The following is a 17,395-nucleotide window of genomic DNA, read 5'->3' on the forward strand; positions in this document are numbered from 1 at the left end:
CTGCCGGAAAAGCTGAGCACAATGCACTCTTCCGCACCTCAACACCGTGCTAGCCTTGCGCATTATGCGCGCTTTGGATGGCACAGATACCCGCCTGCTTTCAGCCCTGGCCCAAGACCCGCGGCAGACGGTTGTTGCACTGGCCCAAAAGCTGGGACTGTCCCGGAACACAGTGCAGGCCCGCATGGCGCAGCTCGAAAAGAAGCACGCCTTCCTCTCCTTCGAGCGCCGCATCAATCCGGTTTCTCTGGGGTACCCCCTCATGGCCTTTATTTCTGTCCACGTCCAGCAGCAGAAACTCGGCAGCCTGGCGGAAGACCTGGCCGGCGTACCGGAAATCCTGGAGGGCTACGGGCTCACGGGCTCGGCAGATCTTTTGTTACGGGTGGTGGCGCTCGACGCCGAGGACCTGTTCCGCATTAACGGGAAGATCCTCGCGTGCGACGGTGTAGAGCGGACCGACACGGCACTCGCCATGGGAGAACTGATTCCGTTCCGGATCCGGCCGCTCCTGGACCGCGGTTCCACCGCCGAATAGCCACGGATAACGCTATAGGCTAATGCCACCGAAAGTGGCCCTTGCCACGGAAGCGACGCGGCACCGTGGCGTGCCCGCCAATGAGGTGCGCCGTGCCACGGCCGCCGGAAAGGCCAGCCTTGAGTAACCCCCAGGACCCCGGGTACGAAGCGCCCGAGCCGCTGCGGCCGCGCCGGAGCAGGTCGTCGCTCCCACCGTCGCCGTTCGGCCTCCCCGGGCAGCCGCCCGCCAAGAGCCGTAAAGGGCTCTGGATTGTGCTGGGGATCGTAGGCGGCGTCCTGCTCTTGGTGGCAGCGGGCGTTCCACTCCTGATGGGCCTCGTTGGCGGTCAAGCGCGCCAGGCATCCGATCTCGCGGACAGCTTCACCAGGCTCGTCATCGCCGGCGACACGCACAAGGCATACGACGAATACCTGGATCCTGCGCTCAAAGAACAGCTGCCGCGGGAGGACTTCGCATCCGGCATCGAGAGCCTGAACCTCGACTCCTCCTGCACCATGATGCTTGACGATCCTCAGCTCAGCGAGGACAGCGGCTCCAGCATTGCCGACGTGGCGGGCGTGATCCAGTGCGGCGGCAAGGACGTCGAGATGGTGTACCGGTTCGCGGGAACGGACGACCTGAAGATGGTGACCATCAGGCTCAAACCAAAAGTTTGAGGTTCGTCCCATCCGCAGGGGCGTGTGGTCCGAATTGCTTCCGAGAGTCCCGACCGGGGCTCCGCAGTCCGGCCGGGATAAGTGTCCCGGCCCTACCGGAAGGATTCGGGCCATGCGCAACTCACCGAACCGTCTCGTCGCCACCGTCTTCGGCGCCGTCTATCTGCTCGTCGGGCTTGTCGGATTTGCCGTAACGTCCGGCGTGGGGTTCTTCGCCACCGAAGGCGCCAACCTCATCATCTTCGAAGTCAACCCCCTCCATAACGTCATCCACCTGGCCATCGGTGCCGCCCTGCTCTACGCAGGCCTCAAGAACGTGCAAATGGCCCGCACCGTCAACGCCGGCGTCGGCGCCGTTTACCTCCTCGTGGGCATCCTGGGCCTCTTCCTGCTCAGCTCACCGCTGAACATCATCGCCCTTAACGGTGCGGACAACGTCCTGCACCTCGCAAGCGCCGTCCTGCTGCTCGGCGTGGGCCTCTCCGTCGAGAAGTCCCCAGTCGCCGCACGCGCCTAGAGGCCGGGGCGCCCGTTGGCCAGGCGCCCGTCACCGGGCGTTTGGCAATCAGGCTCTTGCTGATCGGGCACCCACTCAGGGGGCATCTAAATAATCAGCTGAGTATCAAGAGGAGGCAGGCAGTGAGGCAGCAAAGCAATCTGCAGAGCAACGCGGTGGCCGTGGTCCGGCTAGTGGCCGGCTTCGCCGGATTTGGCGCAGGGTCAGTCACGCTCGCCATTTCCTCCAGCCTGTTCACCGCTGCAGCCGGCCGCCCGCTTCTGCTGGTCCCGGCGATAGCTACAGCCCTGTGGGGAACCGCCCTTCTCGGGTGGACCGTGGCGGCGCTGCGCAGGGGCAGCTTTCCTTGGCCTCGGCTGTCGTCGGCGCTGCTGCTGACGGCAGCGGCCCTCCACGTGCTGTCCATTATCGGCGGTGGCGGCACTGATCTGGCGGGACTGAACATCAGCCACCTGGCCGCTCTGCTGCTGACGCTGACCATGGTCGCAGCGCAAGCCTGGCTCCGGCGGCAAGCCGGGCTGGGTGATGCGGCCGGCACTGCGTCCGGCACCCTGTCCGCTGGCGCCGGCACCGTCTCCGCTGGCGCTGGCGCCGGCGCCGCGTCTGTCGGCGGTGGCGCCGGGCCTGTCGGTGCAGGTGCCGGCGCCGGGCGGCTGCTTCTGGGAGCTTTCGCCGGAGCCGTCGCCATCGCAGCCATTACGACGCCGGGACTCGCCGCTTCGACGGCAGGACAATTCGCGGTGCCGCACAGCAGTCATTCCGACGGCAGTCATTCCGACGGCGGCCATTCGGTCAGCGGCCATCCGATCGGCGGCAGTGCCGGACACCACGGCCCCTGAGCCTGCAAGCGCGGGCAGCAAGAAGCCCCTGCGGACTCCAGTCCGGAGTGAACACTCCTTGGAGTCAGCAGGGGCTTCTGCTGTGGCTGCGTCTACCGTGTAATGTCATCCGTGCCGGCAAACAGCGGCGCCTGTCAGTGCTCGACGGCCTTCTCAGCCCCGACACCGGTCAGGGAGCGGACTTCCATCTCGGCCTGCTTGACGGTGTCCTCCCTCTGCTTGTCCAGAACCGTGCCCAGCCATCCCAGGAAGAATGCCAGCGGAATAGAGACGATGCCCGGGTTGCTGAGCGGGAAGATGGCGAAGTTGGCCCCCTGGACCATGGACGTCGCCGAACCCGAGACCACCGGCGAGAACACGATCAGCAGGATGGCCGAGGCCAAGCCACCATACATGCTCCAGATCGCGCCCTGGGTGGTGAACCTTCGCCAGAACAGCGAGTAGATGATCGTCGGCAGATTCGCGGAGGCGGCGACAGCGAAGGCGAGCGCCACCAGGAAGGCCACGTTCTGTCCGTTGGCGAGGATGCCGCCGAGGATGGCCAGGACGCCGATGACCACAACGGTCCGCCGGGCCACCTTAACCTCGGTGTCGGCGTCGGCCTTCCCCTTGGCGATGACACTGGCGTAAATGTCGTGCGCGAAGGAGGCCGCGGCCGTGATGGTGAGTCCGGCCACCACGGCGAGAATCGTGGCGAAGGCTACGGCGGAGATGAAGCCCAGCAGCAGCGGGCCGCCGAGGTAGAAGGCCAGCAGCGGAGCAGCAGAGTTGACGCCGCCCGGGGCTGCCTTGATGGTGGAGGCACCAACGAGGGCAGCGGCACCGTAGCCGAGGACCAGCGTGAACAGGTAGAACAGTCCGATCAGCCAGATGGACCACACCACGGATTTCCGGGCTTCCTTGGCCGTGGGCACGGTGTAGAAGCGCATGAGGACGTGCGGCAGGGCGGCGGTGCCAAGCACCAGGGCCAGGCCCAGTGACATGAAGTCCAGCTTCGAGGTTTCGGTCTTGCCGTACTGCAGGCCGGGGTTCAGCACGGCCGGATTGTTGGCCGTATCCACAGCGGCTCCAAGCAGGGTGGAGAGGTTGAAGCCGTAGATGGCCAGGACCCAGAGGGTCATGACAGCTGCGCCGGCAATCAGCAGGATGGCCTTGATGATCTGCACCCAGGTGGTGCCCTTCATGCCGCCAATCAGGACGTACATGATCATCAGCGCGCCCACGACGATGATGACGAGCGCCTGACCGCCCCAGTCACTGATGCCCAGCAGCAGCGAGATCAGGCTGCCGGCGCCGGCCATCTGTGCCAGCAGGTAGAAGAAGCAGACGGCAAGGGTGGAGATGGCAGCGGCGATGCGGACCGGGCGCTGCTTGAGGCGGAAGGACAGCACGTCCGCCATGGTGAACTTGCCGGTGTTCCGGAGGAGTTCGGCCACGAGCAGGAGTGCCACAAGCCAGGCGACGAGGAACCCGATGGAGTACATGAAGCCGTCGTAGCCATTGATGGCGATGGCGCCGGTGATACCCAGGAACGAAGCAGCGGACAGGTAGTCGCCGGCGATCGCGGTGCCGTTCTGTGAGCCAGTGAAGGACCGGCCCGCCGCATAGTAGTCAGCGGCCGTCTTGTTGTTCCGGCTTGCCCGCAGGACGATCACCATGGTGACCGCGACGAACAGGCCGAAGATGCCCATGTTGAGGAGGGTTGTGTCCTTGAGCGCGGCGACGTCCACCGCTGTTGGAATGTTAATCATTTGGCTGCTCCGCCCGTTGCGCTGCCGGACGCTCCGGCGCCCGTCGTGTCGAATTCGTGCCCTTCAATGCCGTGGCGGATCCCGGCGGCAATTGGGTCCAGGCGCCTGTTGGAGTAGCTGACGTACCAGCCAGTGATGGCGAAAGTGGTCACGAACTGCAGCAGCCCCATGATGATGCCGATGTTGATGTTGCCCCACACCTTGGTGGACATGAAGTCCACCGCGTAGGCGGCCAGGATGACGTACGCGAAGTACCACAGCAGGAAGGCGACAGCCATGGGAAATACGAAACTGCGGTGGCGCTTGCGCAGTTCCTTGAACTGCTCGGTGGCTTGGACTTCTTCGAAGTCCGCGGACGCCGCGACGTCCGGGGTGCGGGCATCATTACCCATCGTTCCTCCTCGTTGAGAGTGCTCTCCCACACCGGCCGCGCATTTCACCGCCAGTGTGACTCCCATCACTGTGCTCCGTCCGCGGGTCCCGTTCCAGTGTTTTGGCTCCCGCCGTCGCTTAGCGGTTGTGATGCTGCGATAAACGGCAGGCTACGCTGGTCTTCATGCCGGATTCCCCTCTCTATTCCGCGGCGGCCATAGCGCTCATCGCCCTGGCGATTGCCGTCGTCGTCGGCGTCGGACTCAAGGTCCTCAAGTCCTTCCGCGAGCTAGGCACCGACGCGGAACGCGCCACGTACAACACCCTGCATACGGCCTCCAAGGCAGGCCAGCACCTGCGGACCGGACTGAACCCTGCCGGCGCGTCGAAGGCGAGCCGGCAGCTGCGGGGCCTGCTGGGATGCGACGCCCTGGCCATCACCGATGTCTCAGGGGTGCTGGCATGGGACGGCGCGGCCGAGGAACTGAAACCCCGGCTGATGGACCTGGCCGCCGACGTGCTTGCCGGCGGGCGGACGCAGGTGATTGGTGCTGGAGAAGTCCCTGCCCTTGCCATCGGACGTGTCGCAGCCGCCGTCATCGCTCCGATCCGGGCAGGCTCCCGGGTGGTGGGGGTGGTGGCTGCCTTCGCACCGTCCGCCGGCGCCGGCCTGGTCCGGGCCACGAGCGAAGTGGCCGACTGGGTGGCCGCCCAAGTGGAGCTTGCCGAACTTGATGCGTCGCGGACGCTCCTGATGGAGGCGGAGGTGCGTGCTCTGCGCGCCCAGATCAGTCCGCACTTCATCTACAACTCCCTGAACGCCATCGCCTCGTTCATCAATACCGACCCTGTCAGGGCACGTGAGCTGGTGGTGGAGTTTGCGGACTTCACGCGCTATTCGTTCCGGCGGCACGGCGACTTCACCACTTTGGCCGAGGAACTGCGGTGTATTGACAGGTACCTCCTGCTGGAGCGGGCGCGCTTCGGCGAACGTGTCCAGGTGAGCCTGCAGGTCGCGCCGGAAGTGCTGAGCACCGTCATTCCGTTCCTGAGCCTGCAGCCCCTTGTGGAAAACGCTGTACGGCATGGCCTGGAGGCGAAGGAAGGGCCGGGGCACATCACCATTGCTGCCCATGATTCGGGCGCCTTCGCGGAAGTCACCATCGAGGACGACGGCGTGGGGATGGATCCGGTGCAGCTTCAGTCCGTGCTCGCCGGACACACCGACGGGGACCACGTTGGGCTGCGGAACGTGGACTCGCGCCTGCGCCAGGTTTACGGCGACGACCACGGCCTCATCATTGAGACGGCCCCCGGGGAAGGGACCTTGATCACCATGCGGGTCCCGAAGTCCCAGCCGGGCCACGACGCCTGACACAGCTACTCCGTGAGGGCGGTTAACCTTGAACCATGATTAACGTCCTCGTCGCCGACGACGAGCTGCCCGCCATTGAAGAACTCGCCTTTTTGCTGGGCAAGGATGAACGCATCGGCGCCATCCACCGGGCTTCTTCCGGGAATGAAGCATTGCGCGCGCTGGAGACCGAGGCGGTGGACGCCGTCTTTCTCGACATCCATATGCCCGCTGTCTCAGGCCTGGATATCGCGCGGGTGATCGCCCGCAGCAGCCGCCCGCCCGCCGTCGTCTTTGTCACCGCGGACGAGGACTGCGCACTTGAGGCGTTCGAACTCGCCGCCGTGGACTACCTCCTGAAACCCGTGCGCGCTGAGCGGCTGGCCCGCTCCGTGGGGCGGATCAGTGAACTGATCCGCGACGGCGGCGCGGCGCCCGAGATGATCACCGTGGACCAGGGCGGCACGACCAGAATGATCAGGCGCGACGACGTTACCTACGTCCAGGCGCAGGGCGACTACGCCCGGCTCCATACGGCAGACGCCAGCTACCTGATCCGCGTGCCCCTGGCCGATCTTGAACAGCAGTGGGCGGACGCAGGCTTCATCCGCATCCACCGTTCCTACCTTGTTGCCCTGTCCCACATCACGCACCTGAAGCTGGGGACGGCACGGCCCGGCGTCATGGTCGAAGCTGCCGAACTGCCGATCAGCCGCCGCCATCTTCCGTCCGTAAGGGATAAGCTCGAAGCCACGCGGATAAGGCCGCAGGCATGACGCGGGTCAGGGTGACTGCCCCCCGCTCGGTGGCGCGCCCCGCCGTCGACTTCCGCGGGACCGCGGAGGAATCAGCCGTGGGCCAGGTCTTTGTCCGGTCCCTGATCCGCTCGCAGCTCAGGCTGGCCCTGGTGGTGGCAGGAGGTTTCGTGCTGATTGTCGGCGCCTTTCCGCTTCTGCTGGCGGCCTTTCCGGGACTGGCGGAATCCACGGTGGCCGGCATCCCCTTTGACTGGCTGCTGCTCGGTGCCGGGATCTACCCTGTGACGGGGATCAGTGCCTGGCTGTACATTCGCAGCGCCGCCCGGAACGAGGCCCGCTACCGCGATCTTGCCCGTGCTCTTAGCGGGGACCGGTGACTGGGCGGTGAACCCTGCAGTAGGAATCACCGCCTTTGCCGCCGTCACCGCGGCCACAGCGGTTTTTGGTTTTTACGGGCTCAGGATTTCCCGCACCACCGGGGACTTTTATGTGGCTTCGCGCACCGTTCCGCCCTGGTGGAACGCCTCGGCGATCGGCGGCGAGTATCTCTCCGCCGCGAGCTTCCTGGGCGTTGCCGGACTTATCCTGCTTTCGGGCACGGATGCCCTGTGGTTCCCCGTGGGCTACACCGCCGGCTACCTGATGCTCCTGCTGTTCGTGGCCGCTCCGCTGCGGCGCTCCGGGGCGTACACCATCCCGGACTTCACCGAGGCACGGCTCGATTCGCGTGCCGCGCGGCTGGTGACCAGCCTTGCGGTGGTGATCGTGGGCTGGCTCTATATCGTGCCCCAGCTGCACGGCGCCGCGCTCACCATCAGGACCACGACGGGCCTGCCCTCGTGGGTGGGCTCGACCGCCGTCGTGGTGGTGGTAGTCCTGACGGTGGTAGCCGGCGGGATGCGCTCCATCACCTTCGTGCAGGCATTCCAGTACTGGCTCAAGCTCACCGCGCTGGCCGTGCCGCTGGTCTTCATCCTCCTGGTCCTGAGAGATAACGGCGCGCCTGCTGCGGCCGCCGCGGACGTGAACCCCACGGGCCTGGCACCCGCTGGGCCCTACCAGAACATCTCGTTGCTGGTCGCCCTGCTGTTTGGAACGCTCGGGCTGCCCCACGTGCTGGTCCGCTTCTACACCAATCCGGACGGGCAGTCAGCCCGCAGGACCACGCTGATCGTGCTGGGACTGCTCTCGGTCTTTTACCTTTTCCCCACCGCTTACGGGCTCGTGGGCCGGATGTTCGCTCCCGGCCTTGCCCAGGCCGGCCAGGCAGACGCCGTGGTCCTGCTGCTGCCCGGACGGCTCATTGGCGGACCGGCAGGGGAACTCATGTCCGCCTTCGTGGTGGCGGGGGCCTTCGCCGCTTTCCTCTCGACGACGTCCGGTCTTGTCGTCTCGCTGGCCGGGGTTATCAGCCAGGACGTGCTGGGCGGCAGCGTGCGGGGATTCCGCCTCGCCGCGCTGGTTTCCGCTGCGGTTCCGCTGGCCGTGGCGTTCATCACAGACTCGTTGGCCCTGGCCGGCAGCGTCGGACTCGTGTTCGCTTTCACTGCCTCCACCATTTGTCCGGTGCTGCTGCTGGGCATCTGGTGGCGGGGGCTTACCGACGCCGGGGCCATCGCCGGGATGGCGACCGGCGGCCTGCTCTGCGGCGGGGCGATGGTGGCGGGGGCTGCCCTGGGTGCCGGCACCCCCGTCTGGCTTGCGCAGCCTGCGGCGTGGACTGTTCCGGCTGCCTTCGCCGTCATGGTCCTGACGTCGCGTGCCACGAAATCACGGGTTCCACACACCATCACGAAGGTGATGACGCGGCTCCATACTCCGGAAAGACCACTGGCTACGGGGCGGTAAGCTGCGGCGTCAGTCGATGGCTGCCATGAGTTCGACGACGCGGTCCAGGAATGCGTCCACCTGGGTTTCCTCGTAGCCGGACTGGCCTACTGCCGGCCGGAACACAGCCCGGCGTACGTTGTCGACGCTGAGCGGCTTATCTTCCTCGAGGTAGCCGATGAGGTCGACGCAGAGCCGGTCCACGTCCTTGATGTTGTAGCTGCGGGCCTTCTTCTTCGCCGGGCGGCGGAACCGCTCGCCGTCGGGCCGGTGGAGTCGGCCGCGCAGGGAGGCGGAAAGCTGCCCAATCTGGCGCAGCCAGGCCTCCTCCCCCTGTTCGGCGATGAGTTCGTCCCGCTCGCGGCGGGCGAAGGCATCCTCGAGGCGATCCAGCGCGGCATCCACGGCGGTGGCCGAGTAGCCGCCCTTGACCGGATCGAAGGACACGGCGCGGACGTCGAAGCTTTTCACGGGATGGGCGGCAGCCTCCGGCGTCTCGAGCGATACGCGGGCGCGCTGCAGAAACTGATCCACCTGCTTGGCGTTGTAGCCGTATTCGGAGCGGGCCACACGCTCAAACGACCCGGCAACTTGCCGATTGCTCTCCACTGTCACTTGTAATCCTTCAATGCTTTTCAGTTCAGTTTCTAACCGCAATAGTCTAGGGCGCACTCCATCCACCCTCGTCCCGGCGTCCGGGTGTGCGGGGCCGCGCCCCCTCAGGCGCCGGACACGAGGACGAACAGCAGATATGCCACCGGGGAGGCGAAGACGATCGAGTCCAGCCGGTCCATCACTCCGCCGTGCCCGGGAAGGATGCTGCTCATGTCTTTGATGCCGAGCTCACGCTTGACCATGGATTCCGCGAGGTCGCCGGCGGTCGCCGCTGCCACCATCCCCACGGCGAGGACAACCCCCACCCACCAGGGTTTTTCGAGCACGAACATGCAGGCCAGGACACCAATCAGCGTCGCGCCGGCGATGGATCCTGCGAAACCCTCCCACGTTTTCTTCGGACTGATCTTGGGCGCCATGGGGTGCTTGCCCAGCGACGCTCCCACCAGGTACCCGAATGTGTCATTGGAAACCACCAGCAGGAGCAGGATGACCACCTGCCAGGCGCCGTCCGGAACGGCGCCGCCCGGCCACAGTCCAACAGGCGTCACTCCCCCTGCAACATGCAGCGGCAGGGCAGAGAAGCTTATCAGGAAGGGAACCCAGGCGAGGGTGAAAACGCCGGCAAAGATGCTGCGCGCCGAACCGACGGCACTTTCGATGGAGCGCCAGAGCAGCACTGCGACGCTGCTGGCCAGCATGGCGAACAGCAGGCTTTCCCGTCCGCCGAAGTAGGCGGCAAAAGGCATCGCGACCGTGCCCACCATGACGGGCACGATGGGCAGGCGAGTGCCGTTCGCTTCCAGGGCGCGGAAAATCTCCCACACACCGAACACGGCAAAGGTGGTGGTGATGGCGACGAAGCCAAGCGGGAAGAAAAGAAGCCCGCCCAGCACCGCGAAGAGCATGGAAAGTCCGACGGCGGTCGCCGCCGGCAGGTTGCGCCCTGCGCCGGGCGTCGGGTTGGGCTTTGGCTGCCGGAGCTGCCGGGACTGGGGTCGGTCCCGCGCTCCGGGGGCCTGCTGTGCCTGCCCCATCAGACTTCGAGCAGCTCTGCTTCCTTGCGCTTGAGCAGCTCATCGATGCCGTCGACGTGCTGCTTGGTGATGGCGTCGAGTTCCTTTTCGCCGCGGTTCCCCTCATCCTCGCCGGCTTCGCCGTCCTTGACCAGGCGGTCCAGGGTTTCCTTCGCCTTGCGGCGGATGTTGCGGATCGAGACCTTTGCCTCTTCGCCCTTGGACTTCACGATCTTCACGTATTCCTTGCGGCGCTCCTGCGTGAGCTCCGGGATGGTGACCCGGATGACGTTGCCGTCATTGGACGGGTTGGCGCCCACTTCAGAATCACTGAGCGCGCGCTCAATGTCCCGCAGCGCCGTCTTGTCGTAGGGCGTGATGAGGATGGTGCGCGCGTCCGGCACCGCGAAGGATGCCAGCTGCTGAAGTGGCGTCGGCGTACCGTAGTAGTCCACCATCACCTTGTTGTAGAGGCCCGGGGTGGCCCGGCCCGTCCGGATCGAGGCGAAGTCTTCCTTGGCTACCTCAACCGCCTTGTCCATCTTGTCCCCGGCTTCGAGCAAGGTTTCTTCGATCACGGTCTCTCCTCAGCAATTGGCTCCCGGCACCCGGGGCATTTCACAATCCGGGTTCCGCCCGATGGACGGAACCTCCTAGAAATATCCTAGCTGTAACTAGGGGGTGACCAGCGTTCCCAGCTGCTCGCCACGGATGGCCCGGGTGACGTTGCCTTCACCCTCCATGCCAAACACCACCATGGAGAGGTTGTTGTCCTTGCACATGGTCATCGCGGTCTGGTCCATGACCCGGATGTCGCGGCGGAGGGCCTCGTCGTAGCTGAGCTTTTCCAGCTTCTCGGCCATCGGGTCCTTCTTGGGGTCGGCGGTGTACACACCGTCCACCCCGCTTTTGGCCATCAGAACGACGTCGGCGTGGACTTCCAGGGCGCGCTGGGCTGCAACCGTATCCGTGGAGAAGTAGGGAAGGCCGGCGCCTGCGCCAAAGATGACCACGCGGTTCTTCTCCATGTGGCGGATGGCGCGCCGCGGAATGTAGGCCTCGGCCACTTGGCCCATGGTGATGGCGCTTTGAACGCGGGTTTCAACGCCTGCCTGCTCGAGGAAGTCCTGCAGGGCGAGGCAGTTCATGACTGTCCCGAGCATGCCCATGTAGTCGGCGCGGGAGCGGTCCATACCGCTCTGGGACAGTTCGGCTCCGCGGAAGAAGTTGCCGCCGCCCACCACAATGGCGACTTCGACGTCGGGAACGGCTGCGGCGATCTGCTTGGCGACACCGCGAACAGTGTCCGGATCGACGCCGAGCTTTCCGCCGCCGAAGACCTCACCGGAGAGCTTCAGGAGGACCCGCCGCCTGTTTTTCCCTGACTGGACTGAAGTATTAACGGCTTCCATCGTGCCTTCCCGTTGGTGAGTTCTGAGCTAGATTATCGTGCTGGGTGGCCAAGAGCCATTGTGGCCAGTGCATGCAAAAGGGGCGGCCACCAGAGTGACCGCCCCCTTGCATGTCTGGCTAGGAGCCGACGCGGAAACGCGTGAAGGCTGTTCCCTTGACGCCGGCCTCTTCGAGGACCTGGGCCACAGTCTTCTTGGCATCCTTGGCGAAGGCCTGGTCGAGCAGCACCTCACCCTTGTAGAAGCCCGTGACGCGGCCTTCCACGATCTTGGTCAGGGCAGCCTCGGGCTTGCCCTCTGCCTTGGCGGTCTCCTCGGCGATGCGGCGCTCAGACTCGACCAGGTCAGCCGGAACATCCTCGCGGGAGAGGTAGTTCGGGGCCATGGCGGCAATGTGGACTGCAACGTCGTGGGCTGCGGTGGCAGCAGCTTCACCTTCGCCGTCAACGGCGAACAGGACGCCAACCTGGGCCGGAAGGTCCTTGGAGGTCTTGTGCAGGTAAGCGTCGACCGTGGCGCCCTCGATGCGGGAGATGCGGCGGACCACTACCTTCTCACCGAGAACGGCGCCTTCCTCGACAACAACCTCGGAGAGCGGCTTGCCGTCCACGTCGGTTGCGAGCAGGGTCTCAAGGTCGGCGGCACCGGACTCGACAGCGACCGCCAGGACCTTGTCGGCGAGCTGGATAAACTTGTCAGCCTTGGCGACGAAGTCGGTCTCGCAGTTGACCTCGATCATTACGCCGACCTTGCCGTTGACCTTGGCAGCAACCAGGCCTTCGGCGGTGGAGCGGCCTTCGCGCTTGGTGGCGCCCTTCAGACCCTTGATGCGGATGATCTCGATCGCCTTCTCGGCATCGCCGTTGGCCTCGTCGAGAGCCTTCTTGACATCCATCATGCCGGCGCCGGTGCGCTCGCGCAGAGCCTTGATATCAGCGGCAGTGTAGTTCGCCATGTGAACCCCTCTGTCTAGAAAAAATTTATGTGATGTACGTACTGACAGGACGGCAGCCCACGTGGTGAGCCGCCATCCTGTCAGTTGCCCCGGCGCTGAGGGCGCCGGGAAATCCCGATGGAGTTGTTTACTTCTCGGCGTCGGTGCCCTCGGCGGCAGCCGGGGCTTCCTCGGCGGCGGGAGCAGCTTCAGCGGCCTGTGCTTCGGCAGCCGGAGCTTCGGCTGCAGCAGCCTCAGACTTGTTGCCTTCGAGGAGCTCGCGCTCCCACTCGGCCAGCGGCTCTTCCGGAGTCTCGGTGGTGCCGGTTGCACGCTGGTTGCGGGCGATCAGGCCTTCAGCAACAGCGTCAGCAACAACGCGGGTCAGCAGGTTCACGGAGCGGATGGCGTCGTCGTTGCCCGGGATCGGGAAGTCAACTTCGTCCGGATCGCAGTTGGTGTCCAGGATGGCCACAACCGGGATGTTGAGCTTCTTGGCTTCGTCAACGGCCAGGTGCTCCTTCTTGGTGTCCACGATCCACAGCACGGAGGGAGCCTTGGTGAGGTTGCGGATACCACCCAGGTTGGACTCAAGCTTGGTCAGCTCGCGGCGGAGCAGCAGCAGTTCCTTCTTGGTGTAAGCGGAACCGGCGACGTCCTCGAAGTCAATCTCTTCGAGTTCCTTCATTCGCTGGATACGCTTGGCAACCGTCTGGAAGTTGGTCAGCATACCGCCGAGCCAACGCTGGTTGACGTACGGCTGGCCAACGCGGGTTGCCTGCTCGGCAATTGCTTCCTGGGCCTGCTTCTTGGTGCCGACGAAGAGCACGGTGCCGCCATGGGCAACGGTGGCCTTGACGAACTCGTAGGCGCGGTCGATGTAGGACAGCGACTGCTGGAGGTCAATGATGTAGATGCCGTTGCGCTCGGTGAAGATAAAGCGCTTCATCTTCGGGTTCCAACGGCGGGTCTGGTGTCCAAAGTGGACGCCGCTGTCAAGCAGCTGGCGCATGGTTACGACGGGCATGCCGACGCTCCTTCCGGCAGGTCATTCATGAGAGCGCCCGTAGGCCGCTCTTACCCTGCCAATAGTTGACGGTTATTTAGCTTCACCCGAGCCGGGCGATGCTCCTGGCATCCATTGCACTTCTCATCCGGACTGTGGGTCCGGACCGCAAGAGGCACAATCCTCCGCCGGGAACCTGTGGCTTCCGGTGGTGGAGGGCTGGATACGCGTAGTCAGCTGCTGCTCCCCCGCACTCCTGAATGGGGCGTGCTGACGCTACCCAAGAGAATTGGAATACGTTGAGGGCACAGCAAACTGCTCCGTCAAGTGTACTACAGCGGCCCGCTTCCCCGGCACCGTGGACAGCTGCGCTGCCGCCGTTGTCCACATAGGCTTTCAGGCCCGTATCCGCGTCAGCTTATCGTGGCAACACTGGTGTCATGAATACCCGCATCCTGCCCGCTTTCCTTGCGCTTGCGGCGGCCGCCGCCGCCCCGTCGGCTGCCTGGCCATCCCCAGACGCGCCGGAATTCCGGGCGGCAGTACCAGCGGGCAGGCTCGCGCCTGCCGCTGCAGCCGCTGCGGCAGGCGCGTGGGCGTGGCCGCTGGCGCCCCGGCCCGCCGTGTTGCGGCCTTTTGATCCGCCGGACCAGCCCTGGCTGAGCGGCCACCGCGGCGTGGATTTAAAGGCAGCATCCGAGGGCGGCACGGTCACTTCACCGGAATCCGGCACCATCAGCTTTGTGGGAGTCGTGGTGGACAGGCCGGTCATCACAGTGGATCACGGCAACGGCCTGCGCAGCAGTTTCGAACCGGTCCGCAGCACCCTGGCCAAAGGTGACACGGTAGGCAAGGGAGATGCTTTGGGAACGTTGGCCACCGGCCACTGCGGGGCAACTCCCTGCGTGCACTGGGGTGTGCGCAACGGAGAGGACTACGTGAACCCGCTGGGGTTCGTAATGGATCTGCGGCCCTCCATTCTGCTGCCGCTGCGGGAGGGATGAGTTCAAACGATGGCCGAGACGCCGGTGATGGCGCGCCCGGCGACCAGCGTGTTCACCTCGTGCGTGCCCTCATAGGAGTAGATGGCCTCTGCATCGGCGAAGATCTTGGCCATCTCAAAGTCGGTCACTATGCCGTTTCCGCCCAGCAGGCTCCTGCCGATGGCCACGCTCTCGCGCATGCGGGCGGTGGTGAAGGCCTTGGCCAGGGCAGACTGCTCATCCCTGGCCTGCCCGGCATCCTGAAGCTGGGAAAGGCGCACCATCATCCCCAGGGAACTGACGGCATTGCCCAGGATCTGCACCAGCTGGCTCTGCACCAGCTGGAAGGAGGCAAGCGGGCGGCCGAACTGGCGGCGCTCGAGGACGTAGCGGCGGGCCACACCGAACGCGGCCAGCTGCTGGCCCACAGCTTGCCAGCCCACGGCGAGCCGCGTGACTTTGAGCACTTTGTTGGCGTCCCGGAAGCTGTTGGCATGTGCCAGCTTGCAAAAGTGCGGAACGGACACATCCTGGAGGGTGATGTCCGCGTTCTGGACCGTGCGCAGCGAAATCTTGTTCTCGATTTTGGTGGCGGTGAATCCGGGCAGGGCGGTGTCCACGAGGAATCCCTTGACCTGGTTGTCGGACACATCCCGGGCATAAACCACCACCCAGTCCGAAAACGTGGCATTGCCGATCCAACGCTTGGCGCCGTTGAGGATCCACTGGTCGCCATCGCGCCGGGCCGTCGTGCGCGTGCCACCCGCGACGTCGGAGCTGCCCAGCGGTTCCGTCAGGGCGAAGGCCCCGATCTTCCTGAGGGAGTAAATATCCGGCAGCCAGGCGTCCTGCTGCTCGATCGAAGCCAGCGCCTCGATGGAGCCGGTGAACAGTCCGTCGTGAACTCCCAAGAAGGTGGCAATTGAGGTGTCTGCGCGGGTGACTTCGGCATGAACGATGCCCGCGAAGAGGTTCGAGCGGCCCTGCCGGCGCACGGGGCTCACAAAATCGATCTCAGCCAGCTTGGGAATCAGTTCCATGGGGAACTCGCCACGGTTCCAGCAGTCCACGGCGATGGGCTTCACCTCGCGGGCGAGAAAGTGCCGGATCTCCGGCAGCCGGTCCTGCTCCTTGCTGCCGAGCAGCTGCTCAAAGGCGAAGAAGTCACCGTCGGCGCAGGAAGGCTGTTGATGTCGAAGTTGGCTATGGACATGGGGTTTTCTTCATGGTGGGCAGCGGTCACCTGAAAGTTCCGGTCTTCATGCCGGGGGCATCCAGAGGTGATGTTACTGAGCACATACCCTGGCTGGTGGAAGAAACCCAAGTGGTTTGAGAAAAGCCGGTTATCTCCGAAAACAGAGAGAACCGCGGCCGACGTTGGACGTCGGCCGCGGCTCTTTGCAGAACAGGTAGGGCTACTCGGACTTGAACCGAGGACCTTAGGATTATGAGTCCCGCGCTCTAACCAGCTGAGCTATAGCCCCTTGTATCTGAGGTGCCGTCCCAGAGTTCCGGCGCCCGGGTGACCGGGCCCGTCATCTGCGGGGCAAAAACACTCTAGCAAACTGGCGAACGGGTTTAGGCCAGCCGGACCTAGACGACCTTGTCGTCGTAGGTCGCGCCACGGTAGAGGTCCTCGAATGTCTGCAGGGTGCCCTGGATGCTGTGCGGCTCCACCATGCAGCGGCTTGCTTGGCCCATCGCCTTGCGCTCCTCCGCCGGCAGCCGCAGAATCCGCGTGATCTTCCCCGCCAGATCCTTGCTGTCATTCGGCGTGAAGAGGTAGCCATTTTCGCCGTCGCGCACGAGATGCGGCAGGGCCATCGCATTGGCCAGCAGAACCGGAGTGGACGCGGACATCGCTTCAAGGGTCACCAGGGACTGCAGTTCGGCCGTTCCCGGCATGCAGAAGATGTCTGCCCTGATATACGCCCGGCGAAGATCCTCATCGCTGGCAAGGCCCATGAACTTCACCCTGTCCTGCAGGCCGAGCCGCTCGACAAGCGCTTCCAGGGCCGGACGCACCTCGCCTCCCCCGACGATCTCCAGGTGGACGTTCAGGTCTGCCGGGACGGCAGCCACTGCCTTGATCAGCACGTCCACGTGCTTTTCCTCGGCCAGGCGTCCGGCAAAGAGGACGGTCGGGTTGGCGTGGGGCTCGATGACCTCGCCCGGTTTGAGTTCGTAGGCAGTGGAGTCGATGCCGTTGGAAAGCGGCAGGACCTTCCGCAGGAAGGCGTGCTGGTGCATGGCCTTGGCCGCAAGCGGTGTAGGAGTCGTCACGACGTCGGCCTTGCCCATTACCTTGCCCATGTCCCGCCACGAGATTTTCCCGATGATGTCCTTGAACCACTGCGGGAAGGGCAGGAAGGGATTGAGGTTCTCGGGCATGAAGTGGTTTGTGGCGACCACGCGGATGCCGCGCTTCACGGCTTCGTACAGCACGTGCTCACCGATCATGTAATGGCTCTGGATGTGGACCACGTCCGGCTGCACCTTCTCAAAAAGCAGGCTGATCTCCTTCTTGATCTCCCAGGGAAAGCAGATCCGGAAATACTCGTGCGTGAAGACGCCGTGGGAGCGCAGGCGGTGGACTGTGGCTTCCTTGCGGAACTCCGTGAAGCTCTTGCCCTTGTCCTGGCGGCAGGCGAGGACATGGACATTATGTCCCCGGCCCGTCATGCCTTTGGCCAGCCGGTAGCCGAACTGGGCTGCTCCGTTGACGTGGGGCGGGTAGGTGTCGGCCGCAATCAGGACGGTCAGTGGGCGCTGGGCATCGGGTCTTGTCACGTGGAAAGCTCCTGGTGGTCACGG

Annotated in this window: 18 protein-coding genes, 1 tRNA gene and 1 pseudogene; 9 read left to right on the plus strand and 11 right to left on the minus strand. The window is 64.8% G+C overall.

Annotated features, from left to right (window positions below; genetic code table 11):
* Positions 1–64: 64 nt before the first annotated feature.
* The 4 genes from M1E01_RS13175 (at position 65) to M1E01_RS13190 (ending at position 2,553) form a co-directional block, all read left to right on the plus strand.
* Positions 65–538, plus strand: a complete 474-nt coding sequence (locus tag M1E01_RS13175) for an Lrp/AsnC family transcriptional regulator (protein WP_457972025.1) — start codon at positions 65–67, stop codon at positions 536–538.
* Positions 539–657: 119 nt separating this feature from the next.
* On the plus strand, positions 658–1,197 hold the full coding sequence (locus M1E01_RS13180) for a hypothetical protein (RefSeq protein ID WP_457972026.1): 540 nt from the start codon (positions 658–660) through the stop codon (positions 1,195–1,197).
* Between the two features lie 112 nt (positions 1,198–1,309).
* Positions 1,310–1,714 carry a DUF4383 domain-containing protein gene (locus M1E01_RS13185; protein WP_457972027.1) on the plus strand — a complete coding sequence of 135 codons (405 nt, stop codon included), beginning with the start codon at positions 1,310–1,312 and terminating at the stop codon, positions 1,712–1,714.
* Between the two features lie 122 nt (positions 1,715–1,836).
* Positions 1,837–2,553: a hypothetical protein gene (locus M1E01_RS13190; RefSeq protein ID WP_457972028.1), complete on the plus strand. Its 717-nt coding sequence runs from the start codon at positions 1,837–1,839 to the stop codon at positions 2,551–2,553.
* Between the two features lie 134 nt (positions 2,554–2,687).
* On the opposite strand, the gene M1E01_RS13195 is transcribed toward M1E01_RS13190, so the two are convergent.
* On the minus strand, positions 2,688–4,304 hold the full coding sequence (locus tag M1E01_RS13195) for a solute symporter family protein (protein WP_457972029.1): 1,617 nt from the start codon (positions 4,302–4,304) through the stop codon (positions 2,688–2,690).
* A complete protein-coding gene (locus M1E01_RS13200; RefSeq protein WP_457972030.1) occupies positions 4,301–4,696 on the minus strand; it encodes a DUF485 domain-containing protein in 396 nt (131 codons plus the stop codon). The genes M1E01_RS13195 and M1E01_RS13200 overlap by 4 nt, the downstream gene beginning before the upstream one ends.
* A gap of 164 nt (positions 4,697–4,860) precedes the next feature.
* Between M1E01_RS13200 and M1E01_RS13205 the strand changes: the two genes are divergently transcribed.
* From M1E01_RS13205 to M1E01_RS13220, 4 genes are read left to right on the plus strand one after another with little or no spacing between them, the layout of a single operon-like run.
* Complete coding sequence (locus M1E01_RS13205) at positions 4,861–6,051, plus strand: sensor histidine kinase (protein WP_457972031.1); 1,191 nt, start codon at positions 4,861–4,863, stop codon at positions 6,049–6,051.
* A 35-nt stretch (positions 6,052–6,086) separates the two neighbouring features.
* On the plus strand, positions 6,087–6,806 hold the full coding sequence (locus M1E01_RS13210) for a LytR/AlgR family response regulator transcription factor (protein ID WP_457972032.1): 720 nt from the start codon (positions 6,087–6,089) through the stop codon (positions 6,804–6,806).
* The gene (locus tag M1E01_RS13215) at positions 6,803–7,165 is read left to right on the plus strand and encodes a hypothetical protein (RefSeq protein WP_457972033.1); all 363 of its coding nucleotides are present in this window, start codon (positions 6,803–6,805) and stop codon (positions 7,163–7,165) included. Before M1E01_RS13210 ends, M1E01_RS13215 begins: the two co-directional genes overlap by 4 nt.
* Positions 7,166–7,172: 7 nt before the next feature.
* Positions 7,173–8,636 carry a sodium/solute symporter gene (locus tag M1E01_RS13220; RefSeq protein WP_457972034.1) on the plus strand — a complete coding sequence of 488 codons (1,464 nt, stop codon included), beginning with the start codon at positions 7,173–7,175 and terminating at the stop codon, positions 8,634–8,636.
* Between the two features lie 9 nt (positions 8,637–8,645).
* Here M1E01_RS13220 and M1E01_RS13225 read toward each other — a convergent pair whose 3' ends face one another.
* From M1E01_RS13225 to rpsB, 6 genes are all read right to left on the minus strand, one after another.
* Entirely contained in the window at positions 8,646–9,230 is a 585-nt protein-coding gene (locus M1E01_RS13225; RefSeq protein WP_457972035.1) for a DivIVA domain-containing protein, read from the minus strand.
* Between the two features lie 104 nt (positions 9,231–9,334).
* Positions 9,335–10,267: a phosphatidate cytidylyltransferase gene (locus M1E01_RS13230; protein WP_457972036.1), complete on the minus strand. Its 933-nt coding sequence runs from the start codon at positions 10,265–10,267 to the stop codon at positions 9,335–9,337.
* Positions 10,267–10,824 carry a ribosome recycling factor gene (gene frr, locus M1E01_RS13235; RefSeq protein ID WP_457972037.1) on the minus strand — a complete coding sequence of 186 codons (558 nt, stop codon included), beginning with the start codon at positions 10,822–10,824 and terminating at the stop codon, positions 10,267–10,269. Before frr ends, M1E01_RS13230 begins: the two co-directional genes overlap by 1 nt.
* Positions 10,825–10,920: 96 nt before the next feature.
* Positions 10,921–11,658 (minus strand): UMP kinase, encoded by a 738-nt coding sequence (gene pyrH, locus M1E01_RS13240; RefSeq protein ID WP_457972038.1) that lies wholly within the window; start codon positions 11,656–11,658, stop codon positions 10,921–10,923.
* Positions 11,659–11,776: 118 nt separating this feature from the next.
* A complete protein-coding gene (gene tsf, locus M1E01_RS13245; RefSeq protein ID WP_457972039.1) occupies positions 11,777–12,613 on the minus strand; it encodes a translation elongation factor Ts in 837 nt (278 codons plus the stop codon).
* A 127-nt stretch (positions 12,614–12,740) separates the two neighbouring features.
* Positions 12,741–13,619: a 30S ribosomal protein S2 gene (gene rpsB, locus M1E01_RS13250; RefSeq protein WP_457972040.1), complete on the minus strand. Its 879-nt coding sequence runs from the start codon at positions 13,617–13,619 to the stop codon at positions 12,741–12,743.
* A gap of 419 nt (positions 13,620–14,038) precedes the next feature.
* On the opposite strand from rpsB, the gene M1E01_RS13255 reads away from it, so the two are divergent.
* Complete coding sequence (locus M1E01_RS13255) at positions 14,039–14,602, plus strand: M23 family metallopeptidase (protein WP_457972041.1); 564 nt, start codon at positions 14,039–14,041, stop codon at positions 14,600–14,602.
* 2 nt (positions 14,603–14,604) lie between these two features.
* On the opposite strand, the pseudogene M1E01_RS13260 reads toward M1E01_RS13255, so the two are convergent.
* From M1E01_RS13260 to M1E01_RS13270, 3 genes and pseudogenes are all read right to left on the minus strand, one after another.
* A pseudogene (locus tag M1E01_RS13260) lies at positions 14,605–15,794 on the minus strand (acyl-CoA dehydrogenase family protein).
* 197 nt (positions 15,795–15,991) lie between these two features.
* Positions 15,992–16,065 (minus strand) — tRNA-Ile (locus M1E01_RS13265).
* Between the two features lie 109 nt (positions 16,066–16,174).
* A complete protein-coding gene (locus tag M1E01_RS13270; RefSeq protein ID WP_457972042.1) occupies positions 16,175–17,371 on the minus strand; it encodes a glycosyltransferase in 1,197 nt (398 codons plus the stop codon).
* Between the last annotated feature and the right edge of the window lie 24 nt (positions 17,372–17,395).

The sequence above is a fragment of the Arthrobacter sp. D1-17 genome (assembly GCF_054130535.1).

Excerpts from the sequence above, each read along its gene's own strand:
- M1E01_RS13215 (WP_457972033.1), top strand. The coding sequence starts at position 6,803 with ATGACGCGGGTCAGGGTGACTGCCCCCCGCTCGGTGGCGCGCCCCGCC.
- M1E01_RS13205 (WP_457972031.1), top strand. The coding sequence starts at position 4,861 with ATGCCGGATTCCCCTCTCTATTCCGCGGCGGCCATAGCGCTCATCGCC.
- M1E01_RS13185 (WP_457972027.1), top strand. The coding sequence starts at position 1,310 with ATGCGCAACTCACCGAACCGTCTCGTCGCCACCGTCTTCGGCGCCGTC.
- M1E01_RS13230 (WP_457972036.1), bottom strand. The coding sequence starts at position 10,267 with ATGGGGCAGGCACAGCAGGCCCCCGGAGCGCGGGACCGACCCCAGTCC.
- M1E01_RS13255 (WP_457972041.1), top strand. The coding sequence starts at position 14,039 with ATGAATACCCGCATCCTGCCCGCTTTCCTTGCGCTTGCGGCGGCCGCC.
- pyrH (WP_457972038.1), bottom strand. The coding sequence starts at position 11,658 with ATGGAAGCCGTTAATACTTCAGTCCAGTCAGGGAAAAACAGGCGGCGG.
- rpsB (WP_457972040.1), bottom strand. The coding sequence starts at position 13,619 with ATGCCCGTCGTAACCATGCGCCAGCTGCTTGACAGCGGCGTCCACTTT.
- M1E01_RS13175 (WP_457972025.1), top strand. The coding sequence starts at position 65 with ATGCGCGCTTTGGATGGCACAGATACCCGCCTGCTTTCAGCCCTGGCC.
- tsf (WP_457972039.1), bottom strand. The coding sequence starts at position 12,613 with ATGGCGAACTACACTGCCGCTGATATCAAGGCTCTGCGCGAGCGCACC.
- M1E01_RS13195 (WP_457972029.1), bottom strand. The coding sequence starts at position 4,304 with ATGATTAACATTCCAACAGCGGTGGACGTCGCCGCGCTCAAGGACACA.
- M1E01_RS13200 (WP_457972030.1), bottom strand. The coding sequence starts at position 4,696 with ATGGGTAATGATGCCCGCACCCCGGACGTCGCGGCGTCCGCGGACTTC.
- M1E01_RS13210 (WP_457972032.1), top strand. The coding sequence starts at position 6,087 with ATGATTAACGTCCTCGTCGCCGACGACGAGCTGCCCGCCATTGAAGAA.